11 protein-coding genes are annotated in these 15,524 nt (G+C 64.4%); 4 read left to right on the plus strand and 7 right to left on the minus strand.

The features are described from left to right. Nucleotides 1–188: 188 nt before the first annotated feature. The 3 genes from ACWGQ2_RS09025 to ACWGQ2_RS09035 all read left to right on the plus strand — a co-directional run bounded on the left by ACWGQ2_RS09025 (nt 189) and on the right by ACWGQ2_RS09035 (nt 3,880). Nucleotides 189–1,730, plus strand: coding sequence for a sugar ABC transporter ATP-binding protein (locus ACWGQ2_RS09025; protein ID WP_452016427.1), 1,542 nt, complete (start codon nt 189–191; stop codon nt 1,728–1,730). Between the two features lie 4 nt (nt 1,731–1,734). Next, entirely contained in the window at nt 1,735–2,802 is a 1,068-nt protein-coding gene (locus ACWGQ2_RS09030) for an ABC transporter permease (RefSeq protein ID WP_452016429.1), read from the plus strand. Nucleotides 2,803–2,881: 79 nt separating this feature from the next. Continuing rightward, entirely contained in the window at nt 2,882–3,880 is a 999-nt protein-coding gene (locus ACWGQ2_RS09035) for a LysR family transcriptional regulator (protein ID WP_452016431.1), read from the plus strand. A 6-nt stretch (nt 3,881–3,886) separates the two neighbouring features. Here ACWGQ2_RS09035 and ACWGQ2_RS09040 read toward each other — a convergent pair whose 3' ends face one another. From ACWGQ2_RS09040 to ACWGQ2_RS09065, 6 genes are read right to left on the minus strand one after another with little or no spacing between them, the layout of a single operon-like run. Next, nucleotides 3,887–4,924 carry a fumarylacetoacetate hydrolase family protein gene (locus ACWGQ2_RS09040; RefSeq protein ID WP_452016433.1) on the minus strand — a complete coding sequence of 346 codons (1,038 nt, stop codon included), beginning with the start codon at nt 4,922–4,924 and terminating at the stop codon, nt 3,887–3,889. After that, nucleotides 4,917–6,035, minus strand: a complete 1,119-nt coding sequence (locus ACWGQ2_RS09045) for an amidohydrolase family protein (RefSeq protein WP_452016435.1) — start codon at nt 6,033–6,035, stop codon at nt 4,917–4,919. The genes ACWGQ2_RS09040 and ACWGQ2_RS09045 overlap by 8 nt, the downstream gene beginning before the upstream one ends. Next, nucleotides 6,032–7,159: an FAD-dependent monooxygenase gene (locus ACWGQ2_RS09050; protein ID WP_452016437.1), complete on the minus strand. Its 1,128-nt coding sequence runs from the start codon at nt 7,157–7,159 to the stop codon at nt 6,032–6,034. The genes ACWGQ2_RS09045 and ACWGQ2_RS09050 overlap by 4 nt, the downstream gene beginning before the upstream one ends. 32 nt (nt 7,160–7,191) lie before the next feature. Then, entirely contained in the window at nt 7,192–8,199 is a 1,008-nt protein-coding gene (locus ACWGQ2_RS09055; RefSeq protein WP_452016439.1) for a cyclase family protein, read from the minus strand. After that, nucleotides 8,196–9,191: a fumarylacetoacetate hydrolase family protein gene (locus ACWGQ2_RS09060; RefSeq protein WP_452016441.1), complete on the minus strand. Its 996-nt coding sequence runs from the start codon at nt 9,189–9,191 to the stop codon at nt 8,196–8,198. The genes ACWGQ2_RS09055 and ACWGQ2_RS09060 overlap by 4 nt, the downstream gene beginning before the upstream one ends. Then, complete coding sequence (locus ACWGQ2_RS09065) at nt 9,178–10,197, minus strand: VOC family protein (RefSeq protein ID WP_452016443.1); 1,020 nt, start codon at nt 10,195–10,197, stop codon at nt 9,178–9,180. The genes ACWGQ2_RS09060 and ACWGQ2_RS09065 overlap by 14 nt, the downstream gene beginning before the upstream one ends. 713 nt (nt 10,198–10,910) lie before the next feature. On the opposite strand from ACWGQ2_RS09065, the gene ACWGQ2_RS09070 reads away from it, so the two are divergent. After that, nucleotides 10,911–14,801 (plus strand): S8 family serine peptidase, encoded by a 3,891-nt coding sequence (locus tag ACWGQ2_RS09070; RefSeq protein WP_452016445.1) that lies wholly within the window; start codon nt 10,911–10,913, stop codon nt 14,799–14,801. Nucleotides 14,802–14,876: 75 nt separating this feature from the next. On the opposite strand, the gene ACWGQ2_RS09075 is transcribed toward ACWGQ2_RS09070, so the two are convergent. Beyond that, a complete protein-coding gene (locus ACWGQ2_RS09075; protein ID WP_452016447.1) occupies nt 14,877–15,518 on the minus strand; it encodes a cyclase family protein in 642 nt (213 codons plus the stop codon). Nucleotides 15,519–15,524 lie beyond the last annotated feature (6 nt).

The following is a 15,524-nucleotide window of genomic DNA, read 5'->3' on the forward strand; positions in this document are numbered from 1 at the left end:
GCTCTCCTTCGCCGCGTCAGCCCGGGAGCGGGGGGCGGGCGGGGGGCTGGGTCTGGGGGTGGGGGGGGGGGGGGGCTTTTTTTGGGGCGCCACCCCACCCCCCCCGGGGTGGGGGGGGGCCGCCCCCCGCCCCCCCCCCACGTCCGGGTACTCAGACATCTGCCGTTGCCCTCGGCGCCCACGGGCTGGTGAAGTCCTTCGCCGGGGCCCCTGCTCTCTCCGGGGTGGATCTGACCGTTGAGGCAGGAACCATCCACGCGTTGCTGGGCGGCAACGGTTCAGGGAAATCAACACTGATCAAGTGCCTCGCCGGGGTCTACCAGGCCGAAGCCGGCACCGTGACTGTGCACGGGGAGCAGATCCCGGTGCGCCAGCTGACGCCGCGGAAGGCCCGCGAGGCTGGTTTGAGGTTCGTTCACCAGGACCTTGGGCTTTTTGACGGCCTGACCGTTGCCGAGAATTTCGCCCTGGATTCGGGATTTCCAACCAATACCCTCAGGGGAATCCGCTGGAATGTCCTGCACCGCCGTGTGGATGCACTGCTTGCCTCCTATGGAATTGCTGCGCGTGCCGGTGATCCGCTCGGCTCCCTGCGGCCCAGCCAGAAGACCATGGTGGCAGTGGCACGTGCCCTTGCTGATCAGCAGGACAGTGAATTCACCCTCCTGCTGGATGAACCAACCGCGTCGCTGCCGGAGGACGAGTCCCGGGAGCTGATGGCAGCCCTGCGCGCCCGGGCGAACCGCGGACAGACGATTGTGCTGGTGACACACCGCTTCCGCGAAATCGCAGACGTGGCTGACCACGTCACCGTGTTCCGGGACGGAATAGTTGCCGGCCGCGGCCCGGTCTCCGAGATGTCCACGCCCACCATCGTGGAGATGATGTCCGGGGCACGCCCGGCAGCACAAGACGGCCACCCGGGCCAGCCCGGACCTGAGGGGCAGCCGGAGACACCGGCCCCGGACACGACCGGAGAGTCTCCTCTATTTGAGGCCGCGAACCTGACCCGGCACCCCCTGAAGGGCGTGAACCTGACAGTCTCACCCGGGGAGATCCTGGGCCTGGCCGGGCTGGCCGGTTCGGGCCGTTCCACCGTGCTGCGCAGCATCTTCGGCGACGTTCTTCCAGCAGACGGCAGCATGAGCCTGAACGGAACCCCGCACCGGCCTTCCTCACCGGCAGACGCCGTTCGGGCCGGAATTGCGCTTGTGCCGGAGAACCGGCACCGCGATGCCGCTTTCCTGGATCTGGCGGTCCGGGAGAACTTCTCCGCCACGGTCATTGGCCGCTACTGGCGCAGGTTCGTGATGAACCGGCGAATGGAGCAGACAGAAACAGCACATCTTGTCAGGGAACACTCCGTGCGCACCGACGGTACCGAGATTCCGATCAGCCGGCTGTCCGGCGGCAACCAGCAGAAAGTGGTCCTGGCGCGCTGGCTGCGCCGGAACCCGCGGCTGCTCCTGCTTGACGAGCCCACACAGGGTGTGGACGTCATGTCCCGGCAGGACATCTACACATCCCTTCGGGCCAGTGCAGCGCAGGGGTGCGGGGTTGTGGTGGCTTCAAGCGACCTCGATGAACTCGCCGAGCTGTGCGACCGGGTCCTTGTCCTTGTGGCGGGCCAGATCGCCGCTGAGCTCACTCCCCGGGAATCCGGGCGGGACGCGCTGGCCGCAGCCGTTCTCTCCGCAGGTTCCGACCAGTCTCCAGACGAAGGATTCTAAGACCATGGATGCCATCCACACGCCCCCGGCCGAATCCCGCGAGATCCGGCAGCCCGCAGTTTCCGGCGCCGCAGGTGCTCAGGAATCCCGTCTCCGCACCGGCCTTCGGCCGAAGTTCCTGGGCCACCAGCTGGAGCGGTTCGCGCTGCCCCTGCTCCTGGTGCTCATCATCATCTTCTTTGGGCTCTTTCCTGCCAGCTCTTCAGTCTTCCTCAGCGGGGCGAATGTCTCCGTTGTCCTGGCCAACCAGTCAGTGATCACGCTGGTCGCCGTCGCACTGGTTTTCCCGCTCGTGGCGGGGCACTTCGATTTCTCCGTGGGAGGAGTCGCAGTTCTGAGCAGCGTAGTGACGGCTGCAGCCATGGCCCATTTCGCGCTTCCGCTTTGGCTGTCCTGCCTGCTCGGCGTTGGTGCAGCCGCCGTCGTTGGAGCAACGAACGGGCTGCTCGTGGCGCGCTTCGGAATGAACGCTTTTGTGTCTACTCTCGGCATGGCCACACTGCTGGGCGGCCTCATCCAGTGGTACACCGGCGGTTTGGCCATTATCGGGGTGGATCCAGCCTTCACCGCGTTCGGCAGCAGCAGCTGGCTGGGACTGCCCCGGGTCGTCTTTGTGGTGGCGATAATCGCCTTCCTCGCCTGGTATCTGCTGACGCACACACCCTTCGGCCGCTCCCTATACGCCATTGGTTCCAACAACCGTGCGGCTGTGCTGGTAGGCCTGCCGCTGCGGCGCTACACGCAGACCGCGTTCCTCCTTTCCGGTACCCTCGCCGGACTCGCGGGAGTCATTCTGGCCGCCCGCACCGGAGGGGCCAACGCAGATAACGGAACCTACCTTCTGTTCCCCGCCCTGGCAGCCGTTTTCCTGGGCGCAACAGCGATTCTCCCGGGCAGATTCAATGTGGTCGGTACGGTCTTCGGGGTCCTTTTCGTGGCTGTCAGCGTCAGCGGGCTGACCTTGAGCGGCGCGGCGAACTGGGTTGACCAGGTGTTCAACGGCGTCGCACTGCTCATCGCCGTGGGCCTGTCGAGTTACCTGGGCCGGCGGCGCTCCGGCCAAGGGACGTAGCCGCAGCAATATGACAGCGACTGGAGGTCCAACAAACTTCGGGAGAGCCGCTGCGGCCGGTCCGCCTAAGCTGACACCCATGAAGTCCATCGACCTAAACCTGCTGCCGACGCTTCAGATCCTGCTCCGGCTCCGCAACGTGTCACGAACAGCCGAGCACCTTCAGCTGAGCCAGCCGGCAACCAGCGCTGCCCTTTCCCGGCTGCGCCGGTATTTTGATGATGAGCTGCTGGTCCGCGCAGGCCGGCATTACGCGCTCACTCCGCTGGCCCAGGATCTAGTGCCGCTGGTCGACGACGCGCTGCAGAGCCTGGACCGGGTCACTGGTATCCGGACCCGCTTCGACCCCTTCACCAGCGACCGGGAGTTCGCCATTGCGGCATCTGATTACGCCGCCACCATGGTTGTGGAACCGCTGCGGCGCATCCTGCAGGTGGAGGCACCAGGGGTCAGCGTGAATGTTGTCCCCACCAGCGTGATGATGCTGCATCAAGCCGACTTCACCCGCTGTGACCTCATTGTGGGACCGGCAGGGTATTCACTTCCAGGTCAAAGCAAACCCGTCTTCCGGGACAGCTTCGTGGCGGTAATGGACGCGAACAATCCCCTACTGGAGACGGAGGCACTGCGCGCGGAGGATCTGGGAAGCCTTCCGCATGCCGTTGGGTATTTCGGCGAGTCGATCAAGACTCCAGCTGACCTGTTCCTGGAATCGCTGGGCGTGCAGCGCAGGACGGCAGCCCATGTGTCCGGTTTCCTGGCGCTTCCGCTGCTCGTGGAAGGAACAGACCTGGTGGCGCTGGTCCCCAAAATGCTGGCCCTCAAGAGCCAGCGCGGAGCAAACATAGCCATCATCGAGTTCCCGGTCGAATTCGAGCCGGTGCTGATCGAGGCTATGTTCTGGCACTCCAGCCGGACGGAGGACCCAGCCAACCTCTGGCTGCGCTCGGTGGTCCAGCGGGCCTGCGCGCAGCTCCACGAGAACCTCGAGATCGACGCGAGAACCCGCCTGGCTGCCGTCCGCGGGCGGGTCCGCCAGGACCAGGAAACCCCGTCCCCCGTCAGGGAGACGAGGTAGCTCCCGTCAGAGGGACGGGGCAGCACCCGCTTCGTAGCTGCGGCGGAGCCGTTGCCTCGGACGTGCCCGGACCAGGGTTTCTGCCTCGCGGCGTTGGCCAATGGTGTTGGCAATGGTGCCGATGCCTTCGACTGTCATGGCCACGGTGTCCCCTGGCTGCAGGGGCGGCGGAGTCTGCCCGCCGTGGCGCCCCCACAGCTCGGCGAGGCAGCCGCTGCCGCAGGTTCCGGAGCCCAGCACGTCTCCCGGAACCACAAGCGAATCCTGCGATGCATAGGCCACCAGCTCCGCGAAGGGCCATCCCATATTGGAGAGCAGGTCTTTGCCTATGTGGACACCATTGACTTCCACGCTCATTTCCAAGCCGAGGAACCCGTCGGCGTCGTGCTTCTCTTCAAACTCGTCAGCCGTGACAATCCAGGGGCCAAGAGTGCCGGCGAAGTCCTTGCCCTTGCAGGGGCCGAGGCTGACCTTCATCTCGCGGCGCTGCAGGTCACGGGCGGACCAGTCATTGAAAATCGTGTATCCGAAGATGTGGCTGTGCGCTTCCTCCGGAGTGAGGTTGCTGCCGGCACGGCCCGGCACCCGGCCGATGACGGCGGCTACTTCGGTTTCGAAATCGAGCTGGCTGCACCCGGCCGGAATAGGAATCTCTTCCCCCGTTGCCCGGATGGTATGCGGATTGGTGAAGTAAAACGTAGGTGCCTGGTACCACTCCTCCATCACGCCGGGAGCGCCCTCAATACTGATCCGCATCCCTTCGACATGTTCCTCGAACGCGACGAAGTCCCGGACCGCGGCCGGCACAAGCGGTGCCAGAAGTACAACCTCGGAGAGGTCTGTCCAGTCCGCATTCGGCTCCGGGGACCCCGCGGCGCCGGGGCCGCCTCCAACCGTCTGCCCGGCAATCCGCAGGGTTTCCTCCAAGCCCGCGGCCAGGAGGTCGCTGGTGGTCAGTCCTGCGGGAAGCGGGTACACACGCCCTTCCCGGACAAAGCCTGAGCGGACGTCGCCGTTGTGGTTCCAGCGTGCAATCTTAACCATCGTGCTGCTTTCCTTCCGTGCCGGTGGCACTCATTGCGCGGGCGTTGGCAGGTCCGGGCCGGATGCCAAGATCTGCGGCGTTGCCGGCGAGGATCATCAGCTCGCCGGGGCCGGTGAGGCCGGCGGCGCGGACTTCGCCCACCGGGTCCTCCGTGCCCATGTCGAACGGATAGTCGGAGCCGAGCAGGATCCGGTCCGTTCCGGCGATCCGGACCAGGGCCTCGAGTTCGGCGGGACTGTGGGTGAGCGAATCGAACCACATCCGTTTCATATAGGACGACGGCGGCGCCGCACATCCGCGCGCTTCCGGCCGAACCTTCCAGGCACGGTCGGAACGGCCCAGCGTTGTGGGAAGGTACCCGCCGGCATGGGCTGCAACCAGCTTGAGCCGCGGATACCGGTCCAGCACGCCCGCGAAAATCAGGTGGGACAAGGCGACTGCGTTCTCTGTCGGCTGGGAGACGGTATTGGCCAGATAGAACCGGTCCAGCCGTTCATCCAGGGAGCACCCGAAGGGGTGCAGGAAGATGATTGCGCCCAGTTCCTCAGCACGGGCCCAAAAAGGCTCCAGCCGCGCGTCGGAAAGCTCTACCGTGCCGGCATTCTGCCGCTGTTCAGACGCCGTGCCGGGCCCGGGGGCATACGAACCGATTTCGACGCCCAGCAGGCCGCAGTCCTGCACCGCGTGTTCCAGGGCGGCCACCATCAGGCCGGGGTGCTGCAGCGGCACCAGTCCCAGCCCGGCCAGCCGGTTTGGGGCGGACTCAACCAGCTCCATCATTGCGGTGTTGGCCCGGCGCGCGATCTCGGCTCCTACACCGGGGTCAGCGAAGTAGTAGTAATGCGACGGCGACGGCGAGACCAGCTGCACGTCGATGCCGGCGGCGGCCATGTCCGCCAGCCGCCGGGAGAGATCCACCAGCTGGGGCCAGCGCTCCCTGATCATGATGCCTGAGTTCTCGAGTGATTCGGGTCCCTGCCGCCGGGCATCCAGCTCCTGCGCAGCTGCAAACTCTGCCGGAGCGGCCTCAATGACAAACTGCTGCAGCGCGGGCAGAACAACGTGGGCATGGACATCTACGACGGCGGCGGCCAGGTCAGGCATCGTCATGCCGGTGAGCTCACGGTCTTCGCCACAGAGGCAATCAGGCCCGGAACGTCAGCGTTCCGGATCTCCCCGTCCAGCATCCACTTGCCCAGCTGGACGGACCCCCGGACCACGATCCGGGCACGCTCAAGCCTGCGCTCCATAAAGTCGGCCCAGAGTGAATCGTTCAGCTCTTCACGGCTGGCGAGGAGCTCGGCCAGCACTGCAGCATCTTCAACTGCCATCGCCGCTCCCTGCGCAATGGTGGGAGGGCAGCTGTGGGCTGCGTCGCCTATGATCACGGCACGGCCCCGGTTCCACGGCCCGTCCACCAGATGCGAGGTGAAGCGGGTGTAATTAACCCGCGCGCTGTGGTCCAGGTTCGAACGGATTTCCTTCCATGGTCCGCCGTAGGCAGCAGCGAGTCCGGCCATGATGCCGGGGCCCTCTTCAACACTGCGTTCCTGCGCATCTTCGACCAGGTAGGCGTACATGCTGTCCTGGCCCGTAGGACAGTAGCCGGCGATGTAGCAGGGACCGCCGTATGTCAGGTCAGTGCGGACCACCTCTGCCGGGCGCTCCACGAAGGCCCGCCAAATCCCCATTCCCGTGGGTTCGGGGGCAACGTCAATGCCGATCGCTGCACGAACCACCGAGTGCAGCCCGTCGGCGCCAATCAGGAGGTCGTAGCTGAGCCGTTCGCCGTCGTCCGTAATGACCGTGGCCGAATCCCCGTCCTGTTCCACACCTTTGACCGGCTTGCCGTAACTGATCCGGGCGCCGGCTTCCTGTGCACGCCGCCGGAGGGTGTCGGCAAGATCCGGCCGGTACATTCCCAGTGTGGCGGGCAGGTCTGCTCCCCCGGTCCGGGCGTCATCGGTCACGGACAAAAGCGTTCCCGCCGGATCCGGAGCCCGGAACCCCAGCTCGCTGAAGGCGAATCCCTTCGCCGCGATTTCGTCCCAGATCCCGAGCTGCCGGAATACCCGCAGAGCGTTGCCCTGCAGGGTGATTCCGGAGCCCAGCGGGGACGGACCGCCGGCCTTTTCCAGGATTTCCACGTCAATTCCGGCGTCAGCCAGCAGCGACGCCGCGGTCAGGCCTGCCGCTCCCGAACCGACTATGCCTACCGTATTCACAGCTGCCATGGTGCAAACTCCTTTGTTTTCAGTCCGGCGGGTTATTTGACGGCGAGGGGGTTAACCGGCGATCCGACTGCGCCGGTTATTGGAAGCGGTGCGGCGGTCAGCAGGAAGTCGTATTGCCCGTCCGAGGCGCAAGACGCCGCGAGTTCCTCCGGGTTCCACATTTCCCCGAGGTACAGCCCCAGGTTCGGAATGGCGATTTGGTGCAGGGGCTGGAACGCAACATCAAACTCATTCGGCCGAACCTCGAATCCCCAGGTGTCCGTGGCGATTCCGGCGATTTCGCTGCGGTGCAGCCAGGGCGCAGCGGAGAAGGAGAGCCCGGGAGCGGGTCCTCCCGCATAGTCGCCCCACCCGTCCCGGAGGGTGCGCGCATACTGGCCGGTCCGCAGCACGATCACATCGCCGCGGCGGACGGCGGAGCTCGGTCCCTGCTTCTCGATGGTTGCCTCGAGGTGTTCGGCGGTGATCGCAAATCCGTCCGGCAGTTCGCCGTCGGTGCCCAGTTCAGGTCCCAGCGCACGTCCGACGTCGAGCAGCACTCCGCGGGTGACGATGCGTGCCGCCGCGGTTTGGATGCCCGTGACCTGGTCGCCGTCGCTGGTCACCACCTGGCCGGCACGGCGGCCGTTCCAGGCCTTGCCGCGGTCGAAAATGTGCCCCAGCCCGTCCCATTGGGTGGAGCACTGCAGCGGCATGGCGATGAAGTCATCAGCACCGCCGATCCCGTGCGGGAAACCCTGGTCGCCAAACTCCGCGTCCGTACCGGTATCTGTCATGGTGTGCACGGGGTTGGTGCGGCGGCGCCACCCCTTCTGCGGACCGTTGGTGTCGAAGGGCTGTGCCAGGGAGAACGTGTGGCCTGTGCGGACAAGCCGGGCTGCCTCGATGCGCTTGGCTTCGTCAATGAAATTCAACGTGCCCAGGACATCGTCCGGGCCCCAGCGGCCCCAGTTGTTGTGGGCTGCAGCCATGGCCTCGATGCTGGCGAGCGTGTCCTCCCGGATGATGGCGGCTTCACCGGCCTGGTTGAGTTCGGTCATGATGCCGCCTCGTCCCGGCAGTGGATCAGCTGTGTGCCGAGCCCGGTGACCTGGCCTTCCATCACGTCACCGCCGCGGAGCATCCGCCCCCAGTGGGCGCCGTTTCCCGAGGGACTTCCGGTCAGGATCAGATCTCCTGGCAGCAGCGGCATCTGCATGGATGCGTGGGAGACCAGCTGCGCCACGGTGAAAATCATGTCCGCAGTTGATTCCTTCTGCATGACCTCCCCGTTGAGCCGCAGCGTAACCATCAGGTCCTGCGGGTCCTCCACGAACTTTGCCGGCCGCACCACGGGCCCGGTTGGCAGGAAACCCGGAGCGTTCTTGGAGCGGAACCAGTCGCTGCCGATCGCAGGCATGTCCTTGCGGAAGACAAGTTCCCTGGTGGTGATGTCATTGACCATCGTGTAGCCGAAGACGTACTCGAGGGCCTCCTCCGGGGTAACGCGGAAGGCCCGGCGGCCTATCACGGCAGCCACTTCCAGTTCCCAGTCGTGGGTCTGGCTGTAGGCAGGCAGAATCAGGTCATCCGTGGCAGAGGCCATCGCCGTGGGCAACCCGATGAAGAAATACGGGGTGCCCTCGGCTGCGCGCTTATCCATGACGGCGGCGGCAGATTTGCGGATCTCTTCGTCTGTCCCTCCACCATCGCGGTGTGCCACCGCCAGGTCGATGACGTGTTTGCGGTAGTTGGCGCCTGCCTGCAGAATCTGCCGCGGACGCAGAGGCGCGAGCACCGTGAGGCTGGCTTCGTCCAGCCAGCCGGGTGAGTCGTCCCCGGCTGTCGCAGCGAGCTGATCAAGCTGTGCTTCGGCTTCCTCCCAGTGTTCAATGATGGCTTCCATGCTCACCGGCATCCCCGCCGGCAGCGCCAGGTTCTGGCTTGTCAGCGGCAGGACGCGGCCTGCCCTTTCCAGTGCGGCCTGCGCCGAACCGGTGTCCGGGTCTTCATAGGTCAGCAGCGAATAGGCCATCGGCTCAGCCCTGGCCATGCTCGGCGTAGGGGTTGAGCAGCGCTCTCTTCATTTCCTCCGAGGCGCCTTCTTCCGTGGCCGTGAATCCCTCCGCGAGGGGGAAGGACTCCGTCATGGAATGCGGCATGGCTCCGTTGCGGTAGAAGTTGTTCGATCCGAGGGACGGCTTCCACGTCCGGGGCTCCCAGTCGGGTACGTAGTTGCGGTATCCACCGGAGTTCAGCTCCACCCGCAGGGCGCTGGGCTCGCGGAAGTACAGGAAGTTCTGCTCCCCGATGCCGTGAATGGAGGGACCGTATTCCATCGGTGTGCCGTTTTCCATCAGGACGTCCGCTGTCCGCAGCAGGTCCTCATGGGTGTCTACCCAGAACGCGATGTGGTTCACGCGTCCGGCGCGGGCCGAAGTATCCATAACGACGCCGAGGTCGTGGGACTTTTCGTTGGTGGTCAGCACCGAGAAGACCGTGATCGGCGCCTCATCAAGCGTGGTGAATGCCATGACGCGGAAGCCGAGGGTGCGGCTGTACCATTCCGCGAAACCACGGACATCGCTGGCTGCAATGGTGACGTGGTCCAGGAACCGGGGTGCGGCGGCATGGCTGCTGCGGCGTTCAGGGCGGTCGGGGTAGGCGGACTCAAAACCCGGTTCCGCGGTGAACTTCTCCACTTCGTAGAACAGCTTCATGGGGTGCCCGTAAGGACCGGTGAACTGGTAGGCCTTGCCGTGCGCATGTCCGCCGTCAACCCATTCGCCCTGTATGCCTGCGGCTTCAACGTTGGCGGCTGCCATGGTCAGCGCCTCTTCTGAAGCCGTGCGCCACGCCATGTTTGCCAATGCCGGCTCGCTCCCGGGCCGCACCACAAGGCTGTAACGGTAGTAGTCACCCCAGCAGCGCAGGTAGGAAGCCCCGTCAATCGAGTCGACGAGGCGCATCCCGAACTTCTCCACGTAGAAACGGGTTGAGGCGTCCACATCGGGACTGGTTATTTCCAGATGAGCCAGGTGGGAGAGGAGTCGTTCCACGTGCGTTCTCACATTCACTAGTTGCTGAGCGGTTCAGCCTCAACTGTGACGGCAGTCATATATTCGGGGAAGACGTGATTTTCTATGTCAGGTATTTGCTCAACGGATATCAGCCACGAGTCCGGCTTGTGTGCCGCCGCACCGCCGCCGCCGGCACCCGGGAAGGCCCCGCCGTCATCGGTTGTCCCCGCTGCACCGCCTGCGCGAAGCACCACTATCAGGCGTACAACAATTAGGTATCCAAAGATCAGAAATGTACCGCTTACCGGTTTTTAGTGATATGGAAGAGTTTTGCCCGCGGGTCCGGCACGAAACCGGCACATTATGCCCAGCGGCCGATTCGCCGGCTCCTGCCCGGGGCCATAAGTCCTTGAAAAACGGACCCTATCGATCCATGCCAGCGGCGGTTTTACGCTACTTGCATACGCACTCGGAAAATCACTTGGAAAACAATTCTCCAATAGCGTCCACTACCAGATTTGCCGGGGACGTAAAGGCCCCGGAGGTGCAATTTAAAAGAATCGAACCGCACTGTTGACATAAGCAACGGCAGCAACAAGGGTACAGGGAGCACCGCGGTGGATACTGACCTAAATCGCGGAACTAGCCAAGCTCCGCTTAGCTCGATACCCCTATGCCTGGTCTAGGTCGGGGGGACGCAAACCACAAGTTTGCTGTTCCGGACTGCGGCACCTCTTTCACTAAGGAGAAGAATGAACAGTCCAAACCACCGGAGATCGACGAGGGCGGTGCTGGCATCCATTGCCGGCGTCGCTTTGGTCTCCAGCATGTGGACCCCGGCTTCGGCCGTTGAGGGGAACACCCAGGATGATCCGACGGCGCAGGGCCTGGCCCAGGTAACGCCGGATCTTAAAGTCTCATCCGACCTTAAGAACAAGCAGGGGCCGGTATCGGTCTTCGTCCAGTTCACCGGCAAGGGAGCCTTTGAACAGACTCAGCCCCGCGAAGTCCGTGAAGGACTGGCGGCGCCGCTGAACAAGGCACCCGAGGTGCAGCAGATCCGTTCGGCCATCGAGTCCCAGGCGGCGGAAGTTGCCGCCCAGGCGTCGTCGAACATCATCTACACAACCACCAATACCGTCCCCGGTGTCGCCATTAATGGTGATGCCGATGCAATCCGGGCACTCGCCTCACGCGGGGACGTTGCCAAGATCACCGGCATCGTGCCCAAGACATACGACAACAAGGGCGGGGACATTGATGTCCGTGCCCTTGATTCGTGGGTAGAGCGGGACCAGACCGGCGAAGGCGTGACCATCGCTGTCCTGGATACCGGCCTCGATTACACGCACTCCAACTTCGGCGGCCCCGGAACCCTTGAGGCCTTCGCCGAAGCGCAGGCCATGGATGAAATGCCGGCAGCCGATTCAGGGCTGTGGGATCCGGAGAAGTTCGCCGGCGGCTGGGACCTCGTGGGAGATGAGTACAACGCTGATCCCTCGAATCCGGAGCTGTACAGCCCCATCCCCAAGCCAGACGCAAATCCGCTGGACTGCCAGAGCCACGGCTCCCACGTTGCAGGCACCGCGGCCGGCTACGGAACCAACGCAGACGGCAGCACGTTCGACGGCGACTACGGTTCCCTGACGGCAGAAGACGTCACCAAGATGGGCATCGGCCCGGGCACCGCTCCCGAAGCCAAGATCGTTGCTCTTCGGGTCTTCGGCTGTGACGGTTCGTCCGAAGTTGTGGGCCAGGCACTGGACTACGTCCTTGACCCCAACGGCGACGGCGACTTCTCCGACCGCGCCCAGGTGGTCAACATGTCCCTGGGCTCCAGCTTCCCCGCCTACGACGATCCGGAAAATGACATCGTCAACGCACTCACCGCGCAGGGAATCCTCTCGGTGGTGTCCTCCGGCAACAGCGGCGACATCTACGACATCGGTGGTTCCCCCGGCAGCGCGGAGACCGCACTGACCGTGGCGAACAGCGTCGGATCGCTGACCACCCTCGACGGCGGCGAAATCGTTGCACCTGAGGCAGGAGTTGCAGCAGGCCAGTACACGGCGTCCTTCAACTACGCCACGGCAGCTCCGGAAGCGCTGGCCGGCACGGTAGTGATGGGTCCGGATGGCCGCAACGCAGACGGTTGTGAGGCGATGGAGCCCGCCGGTGACAACGCCGGCAAGTGGGTCTGGCTGTCCTGGAACGAGAACGGCGCAGAGCGCCGCTGCGGCTCCGGCATGCGCTGGAACCACGCAGCAGACGCCGGCTACGGCGGTGTTGTCATTGACTCCACGCTGAACTCCTTCGAAGCCGGCATCGCCGGCAACGCTGCCATCCCGGGCATGCAGTTCACGGCGGACACCTCCGAGGCACTGCGTCCGGCCGCCGAGGCGGGAACCCTCGAGATCCGTCTGGCACCTGAGCTGGTTGGCAGCGTGACCAGTCCTTCCGGAGCCCTGGACACCCTGAACTCCAGTTCCTCCCGCGGTGTTCACGGTTCCAACGGCGTCGTAAAGCCCGACGTCGCTGCTCCCGGTACGCAGATCAAGTCCGCCCAGGTAGGCACCGGCACCGGCGCCTCCATCAAGAGCGGAACGTCAATGGCAGCCCCGAACGTGGCAGGCATTGCAGCACTGGTGGTCGCACAGACCGACTACAACCCGTATGAGGTCAAGTCAATCATCATGAACACGGCCACACACGACCTGCTGACCGGTGACGGGGTGGCATATGCCCCCAACCGCGTCGGTTCAGGCCGTGTGGATGCTCTTGATGCGCTGAACACCAAGGTCTTCGCTTACGCGACCGACCAGCCGGGCCTGACCTCGGTCAACTTCGGTGTCCTGGAAATCGGCGGACCGACGGAACTCTCCCGGTCGGTAACCATCGAGAACAAGGGTGATTCCCCGAAGACCTACACGGCTGAGTACCTCGCAGCCACCACGGTTCCCGGAGTTTCCATCACTGTGGACGAAGGACCGGTTACGGTTCCTGCCAACGGCAAGGCCACGGTCAACGTGAACTTCAGCGTGACGGACCCGACCGCACTGGCCAAGACCATCGATCCGGCCGCTGAAAAGCAGCAGCTCGGAGCCGACCGCCAGTACATCGCAGAGGCATCCGGCCGTCTGCAGCTGACGAGTGAAGACTCTGTGCTGCGGGTACCGGTTTACTCCGCACCGAAGCCGGTCTCCGACATCAAGGCTGATTCAAAGATCACCTTCGCCAACGCCTCCGAGCTGGGCGCCGTAGCTACGCTCAGCGGTCGCGCACTGAACCAGGGCGAGGGAAGCGAAGCCTACCGGTCGCTGACCACGCCGCTGGTCCTGGGCGCTGAGAGCCCCCGCCGTGAAAGCCTGGCGCTGGACTCCCTGTACTCGCTGGATCTGCGGACAGTCGGTGCGTCGTCGACCGCGCCGGCTCTCGCCGCTGCCGGTAAGGACCCGGCCAGTGGTTACCTGACCATCGGCCTCAGCACCTGGCAGAACTGGGCCACGCTGAACAGCAACAGCCAGATCCGGATCGATCTGGACCTTAACGCAGACGGGCAGGCCGAACTCGCTGCCCTGAGCACCCGGGCGGACGGTCTGGACCAGACCGTCTTCGAGCTGGTTGTTATTGAAAACGGTGAAATCGTCGGATCCCTCGAAGAGATGGGCCTAGCCAACGGTCAGTTCGGCGATGTGGACACCAACGCCTTCGACACCAACGTCGTGACGCTGCCTATTCCGCTTTCAGCACTTGGACTGGACCTGAGCGCCCCGGCACCCATCCAGTACCGGGTTTCCACCGTCAACGTGATGAGCGTTGACGAGTCCGGCACCCTGGTTCCCGTGGACTCCACGGACTGGATCGGCTTCGATGCCGCCCAGCCCGCCATGTGGTTCAACGGAGCACCGGGCAGCGAAGGCACCGGCACCTTCTTGGCAGAGGACCAGGCAACGCTGGGCGTGAACCGTCAGGAAGGCGTCAACGGCGGCAAGGCACTGTTCCTGCACCACCACAACGCCGACGGCGTCAAGGACCAGGTAACTCCGGTAGAGGTGGGCGCCCTGCGCTTCGCCGATGCCGCAGGCACCAAGTTCGAGAAGGAAATCAACTGGATGGCAGACCGCGGCCTGACCACGGGTTACTCGGACGGCACCTACCGCCCGTACGGCTCCATCAACCGCGACGCCATGGCGGCATTCCTTTACCGCCTGGCCGGATCACCGTCGTACAACGCGCCGGTGACCAGCCCGTTCGCGGACGTAGCTCCGACAGATCAGTTCTACAAGGAGATCTCCTGGCTCGCAGAGTCCGGCATTTCCACGGGCTACTCTGACGGCACGTTCCGTCCGGTAACTCCGGTCAAGCGTGACGCGATGGCTGCGTTTATGCACCGGTTCGCCGGCGAGCGGTGCTCCGTTGAAGGTGCCGACCGCTTCGAGGCACCGGAATCCGCCTCCTTCACCGATGTTGCAACCAACAACGAATTCCACAAGGAAATCTCGTGGATGAAGGACTCGGGCGTCTCCACCGGATGGCCGGACAGCACGTTCCGTCCGCTGGAAAACGTTTCCCGTGAAGCCATGGCGGCTTTCATCAACCGCCTGGATACCTACACCACGGATAACGGCGGCACCTGCAAGTAAGCACTAAATAAGCTGCAGAACAGCGGGCCCGGGAGAAATCCCGGGCCCGCTGTTCTTGGCTGTGGTTCCAGCCCGCTAAACCCAGGCAACGGCCCGAACGGGCGCTCCGTCCGCCGAAGCAAGATTGAGGGGAAAGAACCCCACCCGGCAGCGGGAAGGCAGGTCCGAAGCACCGCGGACGTTCTCAACGATCAGCCCGTCGGACCCGAGAAGCAGCTCATGGACCGGCAGCCGGAACTCCTGCCCGGGCTGAAGTGTCCGGTCCGGATTCAGGGTGTCCACTGCCAGCACCCGCATTCCCCGGCTCCACAGCTCTTCCGCCGCGGATGGGGATAGAACGGGGTGACTTAGGTATTCCCCGGTACCAAAGCAGCGGTCCCATCCGGTGGCCAGCAGGACTATCCTGGGCACCTCTTTCGGAACCTGCTCGGCAAGGTGGTCCCAGACAATCTCCGCATCCGCTTCCAGACGCGGAAGATGCAGCACCAGCGCTTCCCCGGTCAGTTCCTCCAACCGAACCTCCGAGGTGCTGCGGCCGCCCTCAATGCTGTGGCAGGGAGCATCGAGATGTGTCCCCGTGTGGCTGCCCAGCTGCAGGCGCGCAACCCGTGCTCCGTCCGCGCTGATGCTCAGCGCAGCGGCAATCTCCACCTCCGGGTCGCCCGGAAAGACCTGCATTCCGGTGGACACCTCGTGGGTTAGGTCGACGATGGTCAATGCGGG

This window comes from Arthrobacter sp. NPDC055585, assembly GCF_053619115.1.